Origin of the sequence: Streptomyces sp. NPDC049879, assembly GCF_044461265.1 — a bacterium.
In the GTDB taxonomy this organism is placed as follows: domain Bacteria; phylum Actinomycetota; class Actinomycetes; order Streptomycetales; family Streptomycetaceae; genus Streptomyces.
In genome coordinates this window covers 170868-191201 of record NZ_JBITKT010000007.1, presented here as the reverse complement: position 1 = coordinate 191201, position 20334 = coordinate 170868, and the positions used below count along the sequence as shown (strand labels likewise).

The 20334-nt window shown below is 73.8% G+C and carries 18 protein-coding genes; 9 read left to right on the top strand and 9 right to left on the bottom strand.

Features of this window, described 5'->3' with window-relative positions:
* Position 1 precedes the first annotated feature (1 nt).
* The 4 genes from ACIBPC_RS24000 to ACIBPC_RS23985 form a co-directional block, all read right to left on the bottom strand.
* On the bottom strand, positions 2–1339 hold the full coding sequence (locus ACIBPC_RS24000) for an ABC transporter substrate-binding protein (RefSeq protein ID WP_398847425.1): 1338 nt from the start codon (positions 1337–1339) through the stop codon (positions 2–4).
* Positions 1339–2217, bottom strand: a complete 879-nt coding sequence (locus ACIBPC_RS23995; RefSeq protein WP_398847423.1) for a carbohydrate ABC transporter permease — start codon at positions 2215–2217, stop codon at positions 1339–1341. The genes ACIBPC_RS24000 and ACIBPC_RS23995 overlap by 1 nt, the downstream gene beginning before the upstream one ends.
* A complete protein-coding gene (locus ACIBPC_RS23990) occupies positions 2214–3188 on the bottom strand; it encodes a carbohydrate ABC transporter permease (RefSeq protein ID WP_398847422.1) in 975 nt (324 codons plus the stop codon). Before ACIBPC_RS23990 ends, ACIBPC_RS23995 begins: the two co-directional genes overlap by 4 nt.
* 107 nt (positions 3189–3295) lie before the next feature.
* A complete protein-coding gene (locus ACIBPC_RS23985; RefSeq protein ID WP_398847421.1) occupies positions 3296–4327 on the bottom strand; it encodes a LacI family DNA-binding transcriptional regulator in 1032 nt (343 codons plus the stop codon).
* A gap of 279 nt (positions 4328–4606) precedes the next feature.
* Here ACIBPC_RS23985 and ACIBPC_RS23980 point away from each other — a divergent pair, with 279 nt between their 5' ends.
* Together ACIBPC_RS23980 and ACIBPC_RS23975 are read left to right on the top strand one after the other, a co-directional pair.
* Positions 4607–5080, top strand: coding sequence for a DUF4334 domain-containing protein (locus tag ACIBPC_RS23980; protein ID WP_398847420.1), 474 nt, complete (start codon positions 4607–4609; stop codon positions 5078–5080).
* Between the two features lie 32 nt (positions 5081–5112).
* Positions 5113–6198 (top strand): NAD(P)-dependent alcohol dehydrogenase, encoded by a 1086-nt coding sequence (locus tag ACIBPC_RS23975; protein ID WP_398847418.1) that lies wholly within the window; start codon positions 5113–5115, stop codon positions 6196–6198.
* 68 nt (positions 6199–6266) lie between these two features.
* Here ACIBPC_RS23975 and ACIBPC_RS23970 read toward each other — a convergent pair whose 3' ends face one another.
* Positions 6267–7439, bottom strand: coding sequence for a xylan 1,4-beta-xylosidase (locus ACIBPC_RS23970; protein WP_398847416.1), 1173 nt, complete (start codon positions 7437–7439; stop codon positions 6267–6269).
* A gap of 256 nt (positions 7440–7695) precedes the next feature.
* Here ACIBPC_RS23970 and ACIBPC_RS23965 point away from each other — a divergent pair, with 256 nt between their 5' ends.
* The 5 genes from ACIBPC_RS23965 (at position 7696) to ACIBPC_RS23945 (ending at position 14280) form a co-directional block, all read left to right on the top strand.
* On the top strand, positions 7696–8469 hold the full coding sequence (locus ACIBPC_RS23965; RefSeq protein ID WP_362959563.1) for a DeoR/GlpR family DNA-binding transcription regulator: 774 nt from the start codon (positions 7696–7698) through the stop codon (positions 8467–8469).
* A gap of 72 nt (positions 8470–8541) precedes the next feature.
* The gene (locus tag ACIBPC_RS23960; RefSeq protein ID WP_398847414.1) at positions 8542–10098 is read left to right on the top strand and encodes an APC family permease; all 1557 of its coding nucleotides are present in this window, start codon (positions 8542–8544) and stop codon (positions 10096–10098) included.
* A 3-nt stretch (positions 10099–10101) separates the two neighbouring features.
* Entirely contained in the window at positions 10102–11541 is a 1440-nt protein-coding gene (locus tag ACIBPC_RS23955) for an FGGY family carbohydrate kinase (protein ID WP_398847413.1), read from the top strand.
* The gene (locus ACIBPC_RS23950) at positions 11538–12983 is read left to right on the top strand and encodes an NAD(P)/FAD-dependent oxidoreductase (RefSeq protein WP_398847411.1); all 1446 of its coding nucleotides are present in this window, start codon (positions 11538–11540) and stop codon (positions 12981–12983) included. Before ACIBPC_RS23955 ends, ACIBPC_RS23950 begins: the two co-directional genes overlap by 4 nt.
* A 7-nt stretch (positions 12984–12990) precedes the next feature.
* Positions 12991–14280: an NAD(P)/FAD-dependent oxidoreductase gene (locus ACIBPC_RS23945; RefSeq protein WP_398847409.1), complete on the top strand. Its 1290-nt coding sequence runs from the start codon at positions 12991–12993 to the stop codon at positions 14278–14280.
* A gap of 81 nt (positions 14281–14361) precedes the next feature.
* Here ACIBPC_RS23945 and ACIBPC_RS23940 read toward each other — a convergent pair whose 3' ends face one another.
* Positions 14362–14886, bottom strand: a complete 525-nt coding sequence (locus tag ACIBPC_RS23940; protein WP_398847407.1) for a TerD family protein — start codon at positions 14884–14886, stop codon at positions 14362–14364.
* Between the two features lie 215 nt (positions 14887–15101).
* Here ACIBPC_RS23940 and ACIBPC_RS23935 point away from each other — a divergent pair, with 215 nt between their 5' ends.
* On the top strand, positions 15102–16187 hold the full coding sequence (locus tag ACIBPC_RS23935) for an S-(hydroxymethyl)mycothiol dehydrogenase (RefSeq protein ID WP_398847406.1): 1086 nt from the start codon (positions 15102–15104) through the stop codon (positions 16185–16187).
* Complete coding sequence (locus ACIBPC_RS23930) at positions 16184–16816, top strand: MBL fold metallo-hydrolase (RefSeq protein ID WP_398847404.1); 633 nt, start codon at positions 16184–16186, stop codon at positions 16814–16816. The genes ACIBPC_RS23935 and ACIBPC_RS23930 overlap by 4 nt, the downstream gene beginning before the upstream one ends.
* 15 nt (positions 16817–16831) lie before the next feature.
* On the opposite strand, the gene ACIBPC_RS23925 is transcribed toward ACIBPC_RS23930, so the two are convergent.
* Genes ACIBPC_RS23925 through ACIBPC_RS23915 form a run of 3 tightly spaced genes read right to left on the bottom strand, consistent with a single transcriptional unit; the run spans position 16832 to position 20119 of the window.
* Positions 16832–18439: a hypothetical protein gene (locus ACIBPC_RS23925; protein ID WP_398847402.1), complete on the bottom strand. Its 1608-nt coding sequence runs from the start codon at positions 18437–18439 to the stop codon at positions 16832–16834.
* On the bottom strand, positions 18436–19266 hold the full coding sequence (locus ACIBPC_RS23920) for an SAM-dependent methyltransferase (protein WP_398847400.1): 831 nt from the start codon (positions 19264–19266) through the stop codon (positions 18436–18438). The genes ACIBPC_RS23925 and ACIBPC_RS23920 overlap by 4 nt, the downstream gene beginning before the upstream one ends.
* Entirely contained in the window at positions 19259–20119 is an 861-nt protein-coding gene (locus ACIBPC_RS23915) for a DUF5753 domain-containing protein (protein ID WP_362959538.1), read from the bottom strand. The genes ACIBPC_RS23920 and ACIBPC_RS23915 overlap by 8 nt, the downstream gene beginning before the upstream one ends.
* Between the last annotated feature and the right edge of the window lie 215 nt (positions 20120–20334).

Below are 20334 nucleotides of genomic sequence, written 5' to 3'. Positions count from 1 at the left end.
ATCAGCGCTGATACCGGTCCAGGATGCGATTGCCGTCCTCGGTCAGGTCCTCGCGCAGGTCGCCGAGGTCGGAGCCGCCGTCGTAGAACCGCTGGAACGCGGGGGTGGCGATCTTGTCCTTCCACTCCGGATAGCCCCGCACCCCGAGGACCGGCGAGGGCCGCAGATACGCGGCCACCGCCACTCCGGTGCTCCAGCCCAGCTCGTCCGTGTTCAGCGACGGGTCCTCCAAGGCGGCGCTGCTCGTCGGCAGCATCCAGTCGCCCTGGGCCAGCTCCACCGCGTGGTCCGCCTGGGTGAGGAAGGCGATGAAGTCGGCCGCGGCCTGCTGGTGGTCGCTGTCCTCCGCCACCGACAGGGTCTGCGGGGCGACGCCCTGGGCGAGCCCCTCGGGGCCGCCGCCCGACGGCATCGGCAGGACGGACCACTCGAACCCGTCCGGCGCCTGCTGCGACACCTGCTGGCGGAAGGAGAAGTTGAGCGGCAGCATCGCGTAACGGCCCGCGAAGAAGCCGGGCAGCGTGTCGGAGCCCGACATGCCGAGGCTGCTGCTCGGCGCGGTGCCGTCCTCGTTCACCTGCCGGTTGATCAGCTCGGCGACGGCGGAGTCGTCGCCGTCGAAGCGGACCTCGTTCTTCCCCTCGTCGTCCTGGTGGAAGATCCCGCCGCCGGTGGACAGCGAGAGGTTCACGGACTGGCTGACGGGCTCGCGCATGGACCAGGCGACGCCGTACGTGTCGGTGCGGCCGTCGTCGTCCGTGTCCTGCGTGAGGTCCGCGGTGACGTCCTCGAACTCGTCCCAGGTCCACGGGTCGTCGGCGGTCGGTATCCGGACGCCCGACTCTTCGAGGAGCTGCGTGTTGGCGATCAGCACGCGCGGCTCCTGGAGGAAGGGGACGCCGTAGATCCCGCCGTCGAACGTGGTCGTCCCCCACGACTCCTCGGGTATGTCGGAGCGCAGCTCCTCCGGGAGCAGGTCCGTGAGGTCGGCGAGGTAGCCGCCGTACGCGAAGTCGGTGAGGTCGGACGCGTCGTCGTGGATGATGTCCGGCGCCTCGCCGCCCATGAAGGAGGTGAGGAGCTGGTCGTGGATGTTGTCCCAGGAGCCCTGGATGTACCGCACCTGCGTCTCGGGGTGGGTGGCGTTCCACTCGTCCACCAGGGCCTGGTTGGCCTCCACGGACTCCTGCTGCCAGGCGAGGCTGAGGAAGTCGAGGGTGACCGTGCCGTCCCCCGCGCCGCCGTCGCCCGAGCCGCAGCCGGCCAGCGCGACGAGGGACAGGGCGGCGGCGCAGGCGGCGAGGCGGGTCCGCGGCCGGTTCCGGTGCGTGGCGCGCATCAGCCCTTCACCGCCCCGGCGAGCATGCCTCCGGCGAGCCGCCGCTGGAGCAGCGAGAACAGCACGAGGCTCGGCAGCGTGGCGAGGACGGCGGCGGCGGCCAGCGGCCCGAGGTCCGCGACGCCCTCGGCGCCGATGAAGTGGGTCAGGATCACGGACATCGTCTGGTTCTCCGGGGACTTGAGCAGGACCAGGGCGAAGAAGAACTCGTTCCAGGCCGTGACGAACGAGAACATCAGCGTCGCCACCACACCCGGGACCAGCAGCGGCAGGACGACGTGGGTCAGCGTGCGCAGGCGGCTCGCGCCGTCCACGGCGGCGGCCTCCTCCAGGAACTGCGGCACCGCCTTGACGAAGCCGCGCAGCATCCACAGCGAGAACGGCAGGTTCCACACGACGTAGACCAGGACCAGGCCCGGCAGCGAGTCGATGAGGTGCAGGTTCCGCAGGACGAGGAACAGCGGGATGATGATCAGCACGAACGGGAACATCTGGCTGACCAGCACCCAGCCCGTCCCCGCCCGGCTGACGCGCGAGCGGCCGTAGCGGACCATCACGTACGCCGCCGGGATCGCGATCGCCACGGCGATCAGCGCGGCGCTCCCCGCGACCAGCAGGCTGTTCAGCGCCGAGCGCAGCAGCGGCTGGGCGTCGAAGGCCGCCCGGTAGTTGTCGAACGACGGGTCGCGCGGTATCCAGGTCGGCTCGATGGAGCCCAGCTCCTGCGGCGACTTGAAGGACGTGGAGACCAGCCACAGCAGCGGGAAGGCGAGGAACGCCAGGTAGCACAGCAGAGCCGCGTACTGCCCGGTCCTGCCCGCCGCCGTGCGGAGCGTGCGGCCCTTGGGCCGCCGCGGTGCGGGAGTGACGGCGCTCACGGGGTCTCCTCCTTGAGGCGGTTGCGCAGGAACAGGGTGAGCAGCACCGCCATGACGCCGACCAGCACGAGGCCCATCGCCGCCGCGTAGCCGAACTGGCCGTACGTGAACGCCTCCTCGTAGACGAAGAGGCTCGGCAGCCGCGTCTCCCCGGCGGGTCCGCCCTGCGTCAGCACGTACACCAGGCCGAAGGAGTTGAAGTTCCAGATGAAGTTGAGCGCGGTGATGGCGAGGACCACCGGGCGCAGCGCGGGCCAGGTGACGCTGGTGAAGCGCCGCCAGATCCCCGCGCCGTCGATCTGGGCGGCCTCGCGCAGCTCGTGCGGCGTGTTCTGGAGCCCGGCGAGCAGGACGACGGTGGTCTGCGGCATGCCCGCCCAGACGCCCACGACGATCACGGCCGGCAGGGCGAGGGCCATGTCGGTGAGCCAGTCCACGTTGTCGCCGTTGCCGAACAGGCCCAGCAGGCCCAGGTCGCCCAGCGTCTTGTTGAGCACGCCCGCGTCCTGGTGGTAGACGAGGCGCCACATGATGCCGACCACGACCTCGGGCATCGCCCACGGGACGAGCGCCAGCGTCCTGGCCAGCCAGCGGAACCTGAGCCGCTGGTCCAGCAGGAGCGCGAGGCCCAGGCCCAGGAGCACCTGGAGGGCGGTGACGCAGACGGCCCAGACGAGGCCGATGCGGAAGGAGTCCCAGAACAGGCTGTCGAACCGCAGGTCGGCGAAGTTGGCGAGGCCCACGAACTGGGTGGACTCGGTTCGCCCGGACTGGGAGTCCGTGAAGGCCAGGGATATGCCGTACAGCAGCGGCACCACGCTCAGCACCAGGATCGGTATGAGCGCCGGGAGCAGCAGGAACCATGCTCCCCTGTCGAGGCCCAGGGCGCGCTTGCGCTGGGCCGGGGTTCTGGGGGGCGGGGCGCCGCGGCTGCCCGGGGCGGCGTCGGCCCGGGGGGCGGTGAGACTCATGCGCACCTCGTGCTCGGGGATGGTGACGGGTCGGGGACTGGGAATCGGCTCGGACGGTGTCGGTTCGTGGGGGGATCGGTTCGTGGGGGCGGCTCGGCGGGCGGGGGTCAGTCGGGCGGCGCGGTGGAGGCGCGGACGACGAGGCGGGGCGGCGCGGTGGTGGTGCGCGGTCCGGGCGGGGCGCCCTCCGGCGTGCCCCCGAGCCGGTCGAGGAGCAGCTCGGCGGCGCGCCGCCCGCGTTCGGACGAGCCGAGGTCCACGCTGGTCAGCGGCGGCCAGGCGGCGCGGGCGAGGGAGCTGTCGTCCATCCCCGCGACCGCGACGTCCCCCGGGATGCGCAGCCCCTGGGAGAGCAGCGCGTGGGACGCGCCCAGCGCCAGCTGGTCGTTCGCGCAGAACACCGCGTCGGGGCGCTCGGCGAGCAGCCGTTCGGCCGCCGCCGTGCCCGCCGCGATGCCGAACTCGGTGTGCGCCACCAGCCGCTCGTCGTAGGGCAGGCCGCACTCGGCGAGCGCCGCGCGGTAGCCCTCGGCGCGGTTGGCGCCAGGCACGGTGTCGGCGGGGCCGTTGACGAACGCGATGCGCCGCCTGCCCGTGCGGTAGAGGTGGCGCACGGCGCTCGCCGCGCCCGCCACCGAGTCCGCGCGGACGCTGTCCACCGGGGTCCCCGGCGGCAGCGAGCCGATGACGACGACGGGGCCCGCCGCGTTCTCCAGCGCGCGCAGGTGGTCGTCGGTGATGCGGATGGGGACGAGGATCAGCCCGTCGCTCGTCCGGTCGCCGAGGCTGCGCAGGACGGCCAGTTCGTCCTCGGCGACCGCCTCGGTGGAGTGCAGCAGCAGCCGGTAGCCGGCGGCCTTGGCCACGGCCTGGATCGCGCGGACCATCGCGACGTACACGGGGTTGCCGATGTCGGGGATGGCGAAGGTCAGCTGCCGCGTCCTGCCGTCCTTGAGGGAGCGGGCCACGGCGTTGGGCACGTAGCCGAGTTCCGCGGCGGCGCGGCGGACCCGCTCGGTGGTGTCGCGCCGGGCGCCCTGGCCGTTCAGCACGCGGGACACCGAGGCGATGGAGACGCCCGCGTGGGCGGCTATCGACACGATGGTCGGCTGGCCGCCGTGCTGCCCGCTGTTCGGCATCCGACATCCCCTCGGCCGTGGACGGTATACGGACCGTGAAGTCCTTACGGGTGGTTCGTCCGATCCTGGGCGGATCGGTGTAAACGTTTTCAGTGACTGGAATCGTTTACAGATGGTGCGACCATATGTCCCTCTCGTCAAGGGGTTCGCGCACGAAATGTTGACGGCGCACGTCACAGATGACGCCCCGTCAGCCCCGGGGGACGAGGCTGCGCGGGGTGCCGCGGCCGGGAAGACATCCAGCGGAGGGCGGCGCGGACCGCCCGGAAAGGGACGCGGATGAACCGCTACGACGCCAGGAACCGCTTCCAGCAACTGCGCGCGCTGCGCGACGGGGTGTCCAGCGACGAGCTGGACCGGATATGGGCCGGCCTCGACCCCGTCCCGGCGGGCGACATCCTCGGCCGCTGGCGCGGCGAGGGCTTCGCCACCGGCCACGCCCTCAACGGAACGCTCGCCTGCTGCCGGTGGTACGGTAAGTCGTTCAACTCTCTCAGTGACGCCAAACCCCTCATCTGTTACGACGAGAACGGCGAGCTGTTCTCCAACGTCGAGCTGGGCAGGGGCGAGGCGAGCCTGTGGAACGTCGAGTTCCGCGGTGAGGTGACCGCCACCATGGTCTACGACGGGCGGGCCGTCCTCGACCACTTCAAACGGGTCGACGACGTCACCCTCATGGGCATCATGAACGGCGACGCCGAGTTCGTCCTCCACAACGGGCGGCACTTCTACTTCCTCCTGGAGAGAGCCTGACCGCCCCCACTCGCGCAGCGGAGGAACTGGCCATGCGGATCACCGCCGCGGTGGCGCGCGCCCCCGGGTCGCCGTTCGTCCTGGAGACCCTCGACCTCGACGACCCGCGCCCCGACGAGATCCTGGTGCGCGTGGCCGCCGCGGGGCTGTGCCACACCGACCTGGTGGCGAAGGCGGCGGCCCCGGCCGGGCCCGCCGTCCTCGGCCACGAGGGTGCGGGGACCGTGGAACGCGTCGGCGGCGCGGTGCGCGGCGTGCGCCCGGGGGACCGGGTGGTGCTGAGCTACCGCAGCTGCCGCGCGTGCCGCCTGTGCCGCGCGGGCAGGACCGCGTACTGCGAGCGGACCGCGCTGCTGAACAACTCGGGCCGCCGCGCGGACGGTTCGGCCACGATGTGGCGCGACGGCACGCCGGTGGCCGGGTCGTTCTTCGGCCAGTCGAGCTTCGCGAGCCACGCGCTGGCCAGCGCGGACAACGCGGTGGTCGTCGGCCGCGACGCCGACCTCACCCGGGCGGCGCCGCTCGGCTGCGGCTTCCAGACGGGCGCGGGCGCGGTGCTCAACGTCCTGCGGCCGGGACCCGGCGCGCGCCTGGCGATCTACGGCGCCGGGTCCGTCGGGCTCGCCGCGCTGCTCGCGGCGGGCGCCGCCGGGGTGCGCGGGACCGTCGCCGTGGACGTGCGGCCGGGGCGCAGGGCCCTGGCCGTGCGGCTCGGCGCGGACGCGGCCCTCGACCCGGACGCGGGCGACCTGGTGGCGGCGGTGCGCGGCGCCACCGGAGGCGGCGCGACGCACGCGCTGGACACGACCGGCGTGCCGTCCGTCGTCGCCGCCGCGGCCAAGGCGCTCGCGCCGACCGGCACGCTGGTCGTCGTCGGCCTCGGCGAGGCCGAACTGACCGTGGACGTGCGGGACATCATGGTCGGGGGCAAGACGGTGCGCGGCTGCGTCGAGGGCGACGCGGTGCCGGAGCGGTTCATCCCCCGGCTGCTCGCGCTCCAGGCGGACGGGCGCTTCCCGGCCGGGGACCTCGTGACGGTCTACCCGTTCGCCGAGATCAACAGGGCGGTCGCCGACCACTGCTCCGGCGCCGCCGTCAAACCGGTCCTCGTCTGGTGAACCCCGCCGGGTGACCGGCCGCCCCGCGCGGCGCCGCGCCGGGACCGGCACGGCGCCGCGCGGCCCGTTCAGCGTCCCGAGAAGTCGCGCAGCACGGGCAGGTAGGCGGTCTCCCGGCCGCCGCCCTGCTCGCGGGTGGACGTCCACACGCACGGGAAGTCCGAGCCGTCGCACTCGGGGCCCCACCACAGCGCGACGTCCGCGCCGCCGTCGCGCATCCCTTCGAGGACGGCGCGGATCGCGGTGGGCGAGCTGGCGTCGGCGCCCTCCTGGAGCGGCGCGTAGAACTCGGCCCACCACAGCGGCAGGTCCGTCCGCTCCCCGATCCACTCGGAGACGGCGCGGAACATGTCGCCCGACCGGGCGGCGGGCGGGTGCCAGCCGTCCACGGTGGAGGCCCAGCCGTCCACCGTCACGAAGTCGGCGCCCGCGCTGTGCTCCAGCCAGTACTCCACGGCGTCGAGGTCGCGCCGGTCCACGGTGCCCCAGTCGCCGGTGAGCGACGAGGGGTGGCTCATCGCGTCCTCGTCCTTGTAGACGTTGAACGAGACGTACGGGCCGCCGATCGCGAGATCCGGGTCGTGCTCCTTCAGCCGCTCGTACACGAGGTTGTACATCTCGGTGTACCCCTCGTGGTCCCAGCGGTTGCGGTCGTCGTCCCAGAAGCCCTTGAACTCGTTCCACACCTGGAAGCGGCGCACCTGCGGGTAGCGCTCGGCGACGCGGAGGGCCAGGTCGGCGAAGTCGTCGTAGTGCTCGGGGGTGGGGGCCGCGTCCATGTCCCAGTCGTCGGCCTCCTTCATCCAGCCGGGGGCCGAGCACAGGGTGATCACCAGCTCGCCGCCGGTGCGTTCCATCAGGGCGACGCGCTCGTCGAGGCTCGCCCAGTCGTAGACCCCCGGCTCGGGCTCGGGGTTCTCGGTGCCCCAGCCCATGAGGTGCTGGTTCTGGAGGGGGCCGACGGTGCCGAGGATCGTCTCGGCGCGGGCGCGGGCGGCGGCGTTCCCGTCCACGCTCTGCTGGGTGTGGGTGACGCCGGTCTGGAAGCCGTCCGCCGCGGGGGCGGCGGCGGGGGCGGGCGGTCCTCCGGTCGCCTGGGCGGTGAGGCCGGTGGCGGCCAGGGCGAGGGCGGCGGCCGCGAGGGCGGCGGCCCGTACGGCGGTCCTTCCGGCGTGAAGTCGCGTGCGTGCGAGGCTTGTTCGAACAGAGCCTGGTGAGGTGTTCCGTCTCTCGAAGGGCACGGCGGCCGATCGTAGATCAGGTGCCGGGCCCGGCCAAGCCGCGCGGACCGCCGTTTCCCCTGTTGCGCACCACCGCGCGCGCCGCTCTCCGCGCGATCGCCGCTTATGCCCCTTATCGGGCTGTATGTGCGCTTCCGGTTCCCTGGTCACGATTCCGGCTCGCCCAGCCGTTCGACCCTTGACGCCATTCGGGCAGCGGTCCACACTTTCGGCTAAGTTCAGTCATTCATCCACGAACGCAGTCAGCGAGGACGCCATGCTGCCAGCGGAACGCCACCGCCGCATCACCGCCGCGGTGAACCGGGCCGGGACCCTCTCCACCGAGGACCTGGCCGCCGCGCTCGACGTGTCCGCCGAGACCGTCCGCCGCGACCTGGCCCAGCTGGAGAAGCGCGGGCAGCTCAGCCGCGTCCACGGCGGCGCCGCCGCGCTGACCGTCGCCCGGGGGCTCACCGGCGAGGAGGCGCCCTACGCCGAGCGCTCCCTCGCCCAGCGCGAGGCCAAGGTCGCCATCGGCCGGGCCGCCGCCGCGCTGGTCGTCCCCGGCATGACGCTGGCGATCGACGTCGGCACCACCGCCGTCGAGGTCGCGCGCGCCCTGCCCGCCGACTTCCGCGGCACGGTGGCCACGCCCTCCCTGCTCGTCGCCGGCGAGCTGGCCGGACGCCAGGACGTCGAGGTCTTCGTGCCGGGCGGCCGCATCCGCGCAGGCGACCTCGTCTGCTCGGGCGCCGCGACGGTCGGCTTCTTCGGCGGCTTCCACGCCGACCTCGCGTTCATCGGCTCCGGCGGCATAGCCGCGGGAGCGGGGGTGACGGACTTCTACTACGACGAGATCGCCACGAAGCAGGCGATACTCGCGCACGCCGCGCGGACGTACGTGCTCGCCGACTCCAGCAAGCACGGACGCATCGCACCCCACCGGATCTGCGACTTCGGCGGCTGCACCGGTGTGATCACCGACCCGGTCGGCGACCCCGCGCTGACCGCCGCCATCGACCGCGCGGGCGGCTCCGTCGTCACCGCCTGACCCGGCCCCGCGTTCCCCCAGGGGCGGCCCGCCGTTCACGGACCCGCCCCCACACGAAAGGCAGCACGACCCATGGCACACGCGGAACCCGGAACGCCGGGCTCGACGGCACCCACGGGTGCCGGTGGCTACCAGCAGGAGATGGCCCGCGAACTGGGCTGGTACGCCTCCTTCTCCATCGCCTTCGGCTTCGTCTCCATCGCGACGGGCCTGTTCACCGCCTACGGCTCGGTCCTCAACACCTCCGGCCCGCGCGGCATCTGGGCCTGGCCCATCGCTGTCGTCGGCCAGCTCGCCGTGGCGCTGATCTTCGGCGCGCTCGCCGCCCGCATCCCGATCAGCGGGTACGCGTACCAGTGGGTGTCCCGCATCGTCGGCCCGGTCTGGGGCTGGATCATGGGCTGGATCTCGTTCGCGTTCCTCGGCGTCGTGGTCGTCGCCGTGGACTACACGATCGCCTCCACGATCCTGCCGGAGCTGTTCCGCTACCAGGGCACGACGCAGAACGCCTGGTTCATCACCGCGATCGTCATCCTCCTCCAGGCGATACTCGTGGCCGTCTCGACCAGGGCCACCCACCGCGTCAACAACGTGGCCGTCACCGTCCAGCTCATCGGGATGGTCTCGCTGACCGTCCTGCTGTTCGTGGTCGGCGCCGCCACCGGGAAGATCGACTTCTCGACACTCTTCGAGGCCGCGCCCGCCGACCCCGACGGCTACTTCGCCCTCGGCAGCGCGGGCCACGCCGGGCCGTTCGCCCTCGCGTTCCTGATCGGCGCGTTCACCATCGTCGGCTTCGAGTCCGCCGCCAACCTGGCGGAGGAGACCAAGGAGCCCGCCCGCGTCATCCCCAAGGCCATGGCGCAGGCCGTGATCTCCCTCGGCGTCCTCGGCTTCCTCTTCCTGGTGGCCATCACCGCGCTGGCCGACGACATCCCCGCCCTGGCCGCGTCCGACACCCCGGTGGCCGCGATCATCACGGACGTCCTCGGCTCGTTCCTCGGCAAGCTGATGCTGGTCCTGGTCGTCATCTCGATCTTCTCCTGCGGCCTGGTCATCACCCTCAGCGGCACCCGCCTGGTCTGGGCGATGTCCCGTGACCAGCGGTTCCCCGCCTGGCAGGCCCTGCGCCGCATCCACCCGCGCCGGGGGACGCCGGTCGGCTCGTCGGTGTTCATGCTGATCGTCGCGCAGCTGGTGCTGCTGTCCTTCTCCGGCTCGACCGACGCCCTGTTCGACCTCTTCTCCGCCGCGACCCTGCTGCCCGCCCTGATCTACGCGGGCACCGTCGTGATGTACATCGCCAAGCGCAGGTCCCTGCCGCCGAGCCGCGGCTTCACCCTGGGCCGCTGGGAGATCCCCGTCATCGTCGTCGCCTCGGTCTGGCTGGTGTACGAGCTGCTGATCTTCCGCGACTCGTCCTTCCGCAACCCCTGGCTGTACGTCCTGATCCTCTTCGCCATCGGCGCCGTCTACTTCGTCTACCTGCTCGCCACCCGCGGCCGCGCCGGGCTGACCATGCCGGACATGATGGACATCGACAAGGCGCTCGACGCCGACGGCGCCGCCGCCCCGCAGCCCGCCGCCCCCCGGCGCGCGGACGGCGCCGACCTCGCCCAGGAGCGCTGAGCGATGACGACCGTCCTCGCCATCGACCAGGGCACCTCCGGCACCAAGGCCATCGTCACCGACACGGTGGACGGCACCCTCGCCATCGCCGAGGAGACCGTGCGCCCCACCTACCTCGACGGCGGCGGCGTCGAGCAGAACCCCGCGGAACTGCTCGACTCCGTCCTCAACGCGGGACGGCGCGCCGTCACCGCCGCCGGGCGGCCGATCGACGCGGTCGCCCTCGCCAACCAGGGCGAGACCGTCCTCGCCTGGGACCCGGACACCGGCCGGCCGCTCACCCAGGCCCTCGTGTGGCAGGACCGGCGCGCCGAGTCGGTCTGCGCCGGGCTGGCGGAGCACGCCGCGTCCGTCGCCGAGCGCACCGGCCTCGTCCTCGACCCGTACTTCTCCGCGCCGAAGATGGCCTGGCTGCGGCGGAACCTCACGACCGAGGGCGTCGTCACCACGACCGACACCTGGCTGGTGCACCACCTCACCGGCGCGTTCGTCACCGACGTGACGACCGCCAGCCGGTCCCTCGTCCTCGGCCTCGACGCCGTCGACTGGGACCCGGAGCTGCTCGCCCTCTTCGGCCTCCAGGACGAACGGCTGCCCCGCATCGTCGCCTGCGACGAGGTCGTCGGCACGACCCGGGCGTTCGGCGCCGAGGTGCCGGTCGCCGGGCTCGTCGTGGACCAGCAGGCCGCGCTGCTCGCCGAGGGCTGCCTCACCCCCGGCACCGCCAAGTGCACGTTCGGCACCGGCGCGTTCCTGCTGGCCAACACGGGCGACAACGCGGTCCGCTCCAGCGCGGGGCTCACCACCTCCGTCGCCTGGCGGGCCGCCGGGTCCACGCCGTACTGCGTCGACGGCCAGGTCTACACGGCCGCCTCCGCGATCCGCTGGATACAGGACCTCGGCTTCATCGACGCGGCCACCGACCTGGACAAGGTGGCCGCGCGGGACGCCGAGGGCGTGCTGTGCGTCCCGGCGCTCGCCGGGCTCGCCGCCCCCTGGTGGCGGCCCGACGCGACCGCCACCTTCACCGGCATGTGCCTGTCCACCCGCCGCGAGCACCTGGTGCTCGCCGTACTCCAGGGCATCGCCGCGCAGGTCGCGGAGCTGTGCCGGCTCGTCGAGGCCGACCTCGGCGCGCCCATGACACGGCTGCGCGCCGACGGCGGCCTCACCAACAGCCGGGCCCTCATGCAGGCCCAGGCCGACCTCGCCCAGATCCCGGTGGACATCTACCCGTCCGCCCACGCCACTCCGCTCGGCGCCGCCGCGCTGGCCCGGCTCGCCCTCACCCCGGGCCTGACCGTGGCCGACGCGGTCGGCGACTGGCGGCCCACGACCGTCTACGAGCCCCGGTGGAGCGCCGACCGCGCCGCCGACTTCAGGGCCCGCTGGGCGGAAGCGGCGGCCACCGCCGCCGGAACGGAAAGGGGAACCGCACGATGACCGACAGCGCGCAGCGCGCCACGGCCGTCCACGACATCGCCGTCATCGGAGCCGGCATCGTCGGCTCCGCGATCGCCCGCGACCTGGCGGGCCACGACCTGTCGGTCGCGCTCGTCGAGGCACGCGACGACGTCGGCGACGGCACCAGCAAGGCCAACACCGCCATCCTCCACACCGGCTTCGACGCCAAGCCAGGCACCCTCGAATCCCGCCTCGTCGCCCGCGGCTACGACCTGCTGGGCGCGTACGCCGAGGAGACCGGCATCCCCGTGGAGCGCACCGGCGCCGTCCTCGTCGCCTGGAACGAGGAGGAGCTGGCGGCCCTCCCCGGCCTGAAGGAGAAGGCCGAGGCCAACGGCTACCGGCAGTGCGAGATCATCGGCGCCGCCGACGTGTACGCGCTGCTGCCCGCACTCGGCGACGGCGCGCTCGGCGGCCTCACGGTCCCCGGCGAGTCGATCATCTGCACCTGGACGACCAACCTGGCGCTGGCCACCGACGCGAAGCAGCGCGGCGCGGACGTCCTCCTCGGCCACGCGGTGACCGCCGTCGCCCGGGACGCGGACACCGGCGTCACCACGCTGTCCACGACCCGCGGCGACGTCCGCGCCCGCTGGGTCGTCAACGCGGCCGGGCTCGGCGCCGACCGCGTCGACGGCATGTTCGGCCACGACCGCTTCACCGTCACGCCCCGGCGCGGCGAGCTGTTCGTGTTCGACAAGCTCGCCCGCCCCCTCGTGGACCGGATCGTCCTGCCCGTGCCGACCTCGCGCGGCAAGGGCGTCCTCGTCTCGCCCACCATCTACGGCAACGTGATGCTCGGCCCGACCTCCGAGGACCTCACCGACCGCACCGCGACCGGCACCTCCGAGGACGGCTTCGCCTTCCTGCTCGGCAAGGGCGAGAAGCTCATGCCGCGCCTGCTGGAGGAGGAGGTCACCGCCACGTACGCGGGCCTGCGCGCCGCCATCGACCACGGGGACTACCTCGTCGAGGCGTCCCCGGAGCAGGGCTACCTGCTCGTCGGCGGCATCCGCTCCACGGGCCTGACGGCGGGCATGGCCATCGCCGAGCACGTCCTCGGCCTCCTCGCCGACGCGGGACTGGCCCTCACGCCGCGCGCGGACGTGCCCCCGCCGCCGCGCATGCCCAACATCGGCGAGGCCACCACCCGCCCCTACCAGGACGCCGCGCGCATCGCCGCCGACCCCGCCTACGGCCGGATCGTCTGCTTCTGCGAGCGCGTCACCGAGGGGGAGATCCGCGACGCCTGCCACGCGACGCTCCCCGCGCCGAACCTCGAAGGCCTGCGCCGCCGCACCCGCGCCATGAACGGCCGCTGCCAGGGCTTCTTCTGCGGCGCCGAGGTCGGGCGTCTCCTCGCGACACGCGGCGCGGACACCGGCGGCGACGAGCCCACGCGGCAGCAGGGAAAGAGCTGAAGAACCGATGAGCACCACACCCACCCCCCACACCCCCGGCGCCCCGGACCTCCTCACCCCGGACGTCCTGATCATCGGCGCGGGACCCGCCGGCCTCACCGCCGCCGCACGCCTCGCGCCCCGCGTCGCGGGCGAGGTCCTCGTCGTGGACCGCGAGGCCGAGGCCGGCGGCATCCCCCGGCACAGCGACCACACCGGATACGGACTGCGCGACCTGCGCCGCGTCATGACGGGACCTCGCTACGCCCGGCACCTCACCGAACGCGCCCTGGCCGCCGGAGCCGTCATCCGCACCCGCACCATGGTCACCGGCTGGGCGGCCGACGACACCGTCGAGGTCACCAGCCCCCAGGGCCGCCTGCACATCAGGGCCCGCGCCATCGTGCTCGCCACCGGCGCCCGCGAACGGCCGCGCCCGGCCCGCCGCATCCCCGGCGACCGGCCGCACGGCGTCTACACGACCGGCCAGCTCCAGAACATCGTCCACCTCCACCACGGCAAGGTCGGCAAGCGGGCCGTCGTCGTGGGCGGCGAACTGGTCAGCTGGTCCGCCGTCCTGACCCTCAGGGAGGCGGGCTGCGACACCGCGCTGATGGTCAGCCGCTACGCCAAGGCGGAGTCGTACGCCGCCTTCACCCTGCCGGGCCGCACGGTGCTCGGCGTCCCCGTCGCCACCCGCGCCCGCGTCACGCGGGTCATCGGCAAGGGACGGCTGACCGGCGTGGAGATCGAGAACCTCGACACCCGCGCCCGCCGCGTCGTCGCCTGCGACACCGTCGTCTTCACCGGCGACTGGATCCCCGACCACGAACTGGCGCGCGCCGCCGGGATCGACCTGGACCCCCGCACGCTCGGCCCCCTCGTGGACACCGCGCTGCGCACCAGCAGGCCGGGCGTCTACGCGGCCGGGAACCTGCTGCACCCCGTGGACACCGCCGACATCGCCGCGCTCGACGGCAAGCACGTCGCCGACCAGGTGCTGCACCGCCTCGCCGGTACGGACACCGCGCCAGGCGGCCCCGGCGAGGGCGTGCGCGTCCACGCCGAGGGCGCCCTGCGCTGGATCGCCCCCGGCCTGCTGCGTCCTGGCGACCCCGCGCCGCCGCGCAACCGCCTGCTGCTGTGGACCGACGAGTTCGTCCGCGTCCCGCGCGTGACCGTACGGCAGGACGGGCGCGTCGTCGCCCGCCGCACCCTGCCCTGGCCCGCCGCGCCGGGACGGGTCCTGCGCATCCCCTGGTCGGTGATGAAGGACGTGGACCGGCACGGCGGCCCTGTCACCGTCGGCGTCACCTGAGGCGCCGCCGCGAGCCGCGCGGGCGCGGGTCCCACCCCGGGGTGACGGCCGGGACGGGACCCGCGCCCGCGCCCGTACGGGTCAGACGCCGCCCATCAGCCGCGTGAACGCCTCGGGGTCCGTGTCGTATCCCCGCAGCAGCGGGCGCAGCGCCCACTCGCCCGACCCGTCGCGCACGAACTCGCCGACCACCGCCGCCGTGGACCCGGCCACGGCGGCGAAGTCGCCCTGGGCCAGCTCGGTGTAGCCCTCGGCGATCCGGAACCGCGTGCTCGGGATGTCGCCGAACGTCCGGCGCCCGCCGCGCTGCTGGATCGCGACGCCCACGACGACCCGGCCGTACGCGGCGGCGAGCCGCTCCAGCTCGAACGTCATCACCTCGTCGAAGCCGAAGCCCTGGCCCGTCGTGCTGTCCCGGCTGAGCGTGATCGTCCCGTCGGGCGACCTGCTGTCGAAGTGCACCAGGTAGACGGGATCGCCGTGCGGCGCGTCGGCGGCGAAGGTCGCCGCGATGATGTCCACGTCATGGTCCGGCTCACCCATCGCACTGGCGTCCCACTTGACCGCCACCTCGACCTTGCCGAGGCCCTTGTTCGGACTGCCCATCGCACTTCCCCTTCCCCGGCCCTGCTGCCTGCACCCGGCGGGGCACAACCCCATGCCCCGCCTTGTCAGTTGCTCATAGTGCCATGATCGCCGCCACGCCTCACCGGTGCCGCGGTCGCGCGCCCGTCCCGCGCGGGGTGCGAGGATCGGCACCGCAGCACACCGAACGCACAGAACGTACCGATCAGCGAGGATCACGGAAGGACGGCCCTCCCATGCCCCAGGAAGTCCGCGGCGTCGTCGCACCCGGCAGGAACGAGCCCGTACGGGTCGAGACCGTCATCGTCCCCGACCCCGGCCCCGGCGAGGCGGTGGTGCGCGTGCGGGCCTGCGGCGTCTGCCACACCGACCTGCACTACAAGCAGGGCGGCATCAGCGACGACTACCCCTTCCTCCTCGGCCACGAGGCGGCGGGCGTCGTCGAGTCCGTGGGCGACGGCGTGACCGACGTCGCGCCCGGCGACTTCGTGATCCTCAACTGGCGCGCCGTCTGCGGCCGCTGCCGCGCCTGTCTGCGCGGACGCCCCTGGTACTGCTTCGACACGCACAACGCCACGCAGCGGATGACCCTCGCGGACGGCCGCGAGCTGTCGCCCGCCCTGGGCATCGGCGCGTTCGCCGAGAAGACCCTCGTCGCCGCCGGGCAGTGCACCAAGGTGGACCCGGCCGTGGCCCCCGAGGTCGCCGGACTGCTCGGCTGCGGCGTCATGGCGGGCATCGGCGCGGCGATCAACACCGGCGGCGTCGGCCGCGGCGACTCGGTCGCCGTCATCGGCTGCGGCGGCGTCGGGGATGCGGCGATCGCCGGCTCGCGCCTCGCGGGCGCGGCCCGCATCATCGCCGTGGACATCAGCGACAGCAAGCTCGCCACCGCCCGCGCCATGGGCGCCACCCACACCGTCAACTCCACGGACACCGACCCGGTCGAGGCGATCCGCGAACTGACCGGCGGCCACGGCGCGGACGTCGTCATCGAGGCCGTCGGCCGCCCCGAGACCTACCGCCAGGCGTTCTACGCGCGCGACCTCGCCGGGACCGTCGTCCTCGTCGGCGTGCCCACCCCCGAGATGACGATCGAGCTGCCCCTGCTCGACGTCTTCGGCCGCGGCGGCGCGCTCAAGTCGTCCTGGTACGGCGACTGCCTGCCGAGCCGCGACTTCCCCATGCTCATCGACCTCCACCTCCAGGGACGTCTCGACCTCGGCGCGTTCGTCACCGAGACGATCGCCCTCGACCAGGTGGAGCAGGCCTTCGACCGCATGCACACCGGCGACGTGCTGCGCTCGGTGGTGGTCCTGTGAGCGGCGCGCGCGTGGACCACCTCGTCACCTCGGGCACCTTCAGCCTCGACGGCGGCACCTGGGACGTCGACAACAACGTCTGGATCGTCGGCGACGACGAGGAGGCGTACGTCATCGACCCCGCGCACGACGCCGCCGCCGTCGAGGCCGCGCTCGGCGGGCGCACGCTGCGCGGCATCCTGTGCACCCACGCGCACGACGACCACGTGGGCGCCGCCCCCGACCTGGCCGACCGCACCGGCGCGCCCATCCTGCTCCACCCCGACGACCTGCCCCTGTGGCGCCTCACCCACCCAGACCGCCTGCCGGACGGCGAACTGGCCGACGGGCAGCGGCTGTCCGTCGCCGGGACCGAGCTGCGCGTCCTGCACACCCCCGGCCACGCGCCGGGCGCCGTCTGCTTCCACGCCCCCGCGCTCGGCACCGTCTTCACCGGCGACACGCTCTTCCAGGGCGGCCCCGGCGCCACCGGCAGGTCCTTCTCGGACTTCCCCACCATCGTGGACTCGATCCGCGACAGGCTCCTCACCCTGCCGTCCGACACGGTCGTCCGCACCGGGCACGGCGACTCCACCACCATCGGCGCGGAGGCCCCGCACCTGGACGAGTGGATCGCGCGCGGCCACTGACGCCCGTACATCCCCTCAGGCGTCGAGCAGCGGCCAGGCGCCGAACGGCTCCGACCAGTCCGCCGTCACCGTCTCCCCGGCGCTCCGCCAGCGCCGGGGAGCGGTCGTCGCCAGCCAGTCGAGCGGCTCCACCCCGCCGGGCACGCCCCCGTCGAGCGCGAGCCGGACCGCCGCCGACAGGTCGCGGTCGGCCGCTTCCGTCCGCGCCTGCGGGTCCACCGAGACGAACAGCGCCGTGCCCGAACGCGCCACCAGGCCGAGGAACCGCCGGTTCAGCGCCCAGTCCGTCGCCGGGGTGCACGGCACGCAGTCGGCGTCCAGGGCGAACAGCCGGTTGTGCTGCGGCAGCCGGAACGCCAGGGTGTTCACGCCCATGCGGCGCGTGCGCTCCCAGCGCCGCCCCGACGTGTCGTCGCCGGTGCGCTGCACGTGGACGAGTCCCGCCGCGAGGTGGCCCACCGTGTTGCAGCCGATCAGCACGGCGCCGCCCGCCGCGTCCGCCAGCGCACGGTAGAGGTCCACCAGGATCTCGGCGCTCGTCCTGCCCCGGTCGGCGGGGGCCCACCCCGGCTCCGCCAGCTCGGCGGGACCGCCCGCGACGGCGAACCGGCCGAACACGTCGTACGTGCTGAAGTCGTGCTTGACCAGCTCGAACCCCCACGCCCTGAACCGCGCGACGTCCTCCGCCACCGCCTCCAGGGCCCCCGGCAGCGACGGGTCGAGCGGATACCCGCCGTCCCGTTCCACGCCTGGCCGCGTCACCCCGGTCGGCACGCGCCACAGCAGCGGCCTGAACCACAGCCCCGGCCGCGCCCCCTCCGCCGCGATCGCCTCCGCCATGCCCGCCATGTCGTCGAACACGCCGGGCAGCCCCCGGTCCCACGGCCCGCCGGGCGCGCTGCCGCCGCCCTCCGTCCAGCCGTCGTCGATGACGCAGTACGGCCGCACCGGGTGCCCGTCCGCGTACGCCACGACGGTGCGCGCGTCCCGCAGGACCGCCTCGGGGCCGAAGCCGCGGCCGTACGCGTAGTACCAGTTGTTGGAGCCGACGACAGGGCCCGGCGGCAGCAGCGGATCGGGGGACAGGGCGCCGCACAGCTCGCCGAGCGCCGCGAAAGGACCGGCGTCCGAGGTCAGCGACACGACGGTGGCAGGCGCGAGTTCACGGTCGCCCGGCAGCACCGGCAGCCCGCCGCAGCGCACGTCGAGCCACAGGCTGACGCCCTCCTCGTCCACCGTCCACGAGCACATCGCGCCCGCCCGCACGCGCACGCCCAGGCCCCACGTCGTGCCGTCCGCCGGATCGTGCGCCAGGACGTACCAGGGCATGACGCGTTCCGGCTGGAGGAGGCCCCACCGCAGGTCGCCGTAGCTGCGCTCCCAGGCGTCGCCCAGGTAGAGCGTGCCGGGCGACGCGCGGCGCGCCCAGCGCAGCACGATCCGGGACAGCCCGTCGGGACCGGCGGCGGCCCGGACACGCAGCCCGTCCGCCGACTCCTCCACGGTGATCCGCGCGCCCCCGGCCGCCCACCGGCCCCCGGGCAGCGGCGCGGCCTGTACGGGCGGCCCGTCACCGGCCGCCACGTGCACGGACGACGGCGGCGGGGGAGTGCCCGCCGTCACGCCGCGCCGCCGCCCGGTACGCGCGCCACACCCGCCCACATCGAGACGGTCCTGTGCGTGGTGTCCTCCGGCGCGGGGCCGTCCGGGCGCCAGTCCTGCGGCGGGACCAGCCCCGGCTCGACCATCTCAAGACCGGCGAAGAACCGCTCGATCTCCGCCTTCGTGCGCACCTGCCCGGTCTGCCCGGTCGCGGCGCGGTCCCCGGCGGTGACGCGGGCGAAGGTGTCCGGGTCGAAGTCGGGCGTGACATGGGTGATCAGCAGGTAGCTGCCGGGCGGGAGGGCGTCCACGTACGTGCGGACCAGGGCGAGCGCGTCCACCCCGGCGGCCTCGTCGTCGGCGATGTAGTGCAGCAGCGCGTTGAGGCACAGGGCGACGGGCTGCGACAGGTCGAGGACCTCCGCGAGCCGCGGGCTGGCGAGGATGCTCGCCGGGTCGCAGAAGTCGGCGTGCAGGTAGGCGGTGCGGCCCTCGGGCGTGCCCTGCATGAGGACCTCGGCGTACCGCAGCACGATCAGCCGGTTGTCCGTGTAGGCGACGCGTGTCTCGGGCGCGATGGCCTGCGCGATCTGGTGGATGTTCGGCTCGGTCGGTATGCCGGTGCCGATGTCGAGGAACTGGCGGACGCCCGCCTCGGCCGTCAGCCAGCGGATGGCGCGGCCCAGGAACTCGCGGTTGGCGCGCGCCGCGATCCTGACGCCGGGCCACATCCGCTCCACGCCGCGTCCGGCCGCCTCGTCCACCGCGTACGACGACTTGCCGCCGAGGAACCAGTCGTACACACGGGCCGGGTCGGGGCGGTTCGGGTCGATCTGCTCCTCAAGCACCCTTGCTCTCCTCACAGTCGGTGGTCCATTCGCCGATGGGCACGCTGTCGGGCACGGAGGCCGCCGAGTCGAGCGCCATCAGGTAGTGCCGTACGACATCGGCCCGTTCGGTGGCGGACGCGCCGTCCACGGTCTGGAGCAGCAGCCGGTCCGCCGCCTCCGGCGCCCGGAAGCGCAGGAGCTGGACGGGCCCGCTCATCAGGGCGATGTGCGTCGTGTGGAGGGGCGTGACCTGGATCGTGACGCCGGGCCGCGCCGCGAGCGCCCGCAGGTGGGCGAGCTGGCGGTACATCACCTCGGGGCCGCCGACGCGGCGGCGCAGCGCGGACTCCTCGATCAGGGCCCACAGCACGGGCGGGCGCGGTTCGCGCCGGTCGAGGACGGCCTGGCGCCGCGCGAGGACGTCGAGGGAACGCGCCACGGTCCCCTCGTCGGCGGCGGGCGTGTGCCCGCGCAGCAGGGCGGCGGCGTAGGCGGGGGTCTGGAGCAGGTCAGGCAGGAACAGGGGCGCGTACAGGCGGATCATCTCCGCCTCGCCCTCGGCGCGGAGCTGGTCGGCGAGCCACTGGGGCACAATGTCGCGGTACGCGTCCCACCATGCCCCGCTCACGGCGCCCGCGGCCTCCGCGAGCACCGAGTCGGTCTCCGCCTGGCGGTCGTAGAACGTCAGGAGCGGACGCACCCAGGCCGGTTCGAGGGCGATCCGGCCCGCCTCGACGCCCCGTACGCGGTCGGCGGGGACGCCGAGCACCGCCGCGGCCTCCCAGACGGACCGCCCGGCGACGTCCCGCATGGCGCGCAGCCGCGAGCCAAGCCGCCTCAGCGCCGCCGACCCGGAGCGTTCCGCCGGCATCAGTGCTCCCTTCCCGCGCGCAGTGCGAGCGCCATTCTGCCAGTTGCAGAATGATCGCACGACGGGACGGCGTACGCCGGTGCGCGCGGGAATCCGTCGGGTTCCCGACCCTTTTGGTGAAGCCGCCGACTCCTCGCGTGAACACGGCACTTGGGGTGGTCACCGTGTGAACCCCCGGTGTTCCGGGGGTGGCCCGCGGGGTGGTGCGCGGGGGC

Coding starts and splice junctions, on each gene's coding strand:
- ACIBPC_RS23960 (WP_398847414.1), top strand. CDS start 8,542: ATGGCACACGCGGAACCCGGAACGCCGGGCTCGACGGCACCCACGGGT.
- ACIBPC_RS23915 (WP_362959538.1), bottom strand. CDS start 20,119: ATGCCGGCGGAACGCTCCGGGTCGGCGGCGCTGAGGCGGCTTGGCTCG.
- ACIBPC_RS23980 (WP_398847420.1), top strand. CDS start 4,607: ATGAACCGCTACGACGCCAGGAACCGCTTCCAGCAACTGCGCGCGCTG.
- ACIBPC_RS23940 (WP_398847407.1), bottom strand. CDS start 14,886: ATGGGCAGTCCGAACAAGGGCCTCGGCAAGGTCGAGGTGGCGGTCAAG.
- ACIBPC_RS23985 (WP_398847421.1), bottom strand. CDS start 4,327: ATGCCGAACAGCGGGCAGCACGGCGGCCAGCCGACCATCGTGTCGATA.
- ACIBPC_RS23975 (WP_398847418.1), top strand. CDS start 5,113: ATGCGGATCACCGCCGCGGTGGCGCGCGCCCCCGGGTCGCCGTTCGTC.
- ACIBPC_RS23955 (WP_398847413.1), top strand. CDS start 10,102: ATGACGACCGTCCTCGCCATCGACCAGGGCACCTCCGGCACCAAGGCC.
- ACIBPC_RS23965 (WP_362959563.1), top strand. CDS start 7,696: ATGCTGCCAGCGGAACGCCACCGCCGCATCACCGCCGCGGTGAACCGG.
- ACIBPC_RS23950 (WP_398847411.1), top strand. CDS start 11,538: ATGACCGACAGCGCGCAGCGCGCCACGGCCGTCCACGACATCGCCGTC.
- ACIBPC_RS23945 (WP_398847409.1), top strand. CDS start 12,991: ATGAGCACCACACCCACCCCCCACACCCCCGGCGCCCCGGACCTCCTC.
- ACIBPC_RS23990 (WP_398847422.1), bottom strand. CDS start 3,188: ATGAGTCTCACCGCCCCCCGGGCCGACGCCGCCCCGGGCAGCCGCGGC.
- ACIBPC_RS23935 (WP_398847406.1), top strand. CDS start 15,102: ATGCCCCAGGAAGTCCGCGGCGTCGTCGCACCCGGCAGGAACGAGCCC.
- ACIBPC_RS24000 (WP_398847425.1), bottom strand. CDS start 1,339: ATGCGCGCCACGCACCGGAACCGGCCGCGGACCCGCCTCGCCGCCTGC.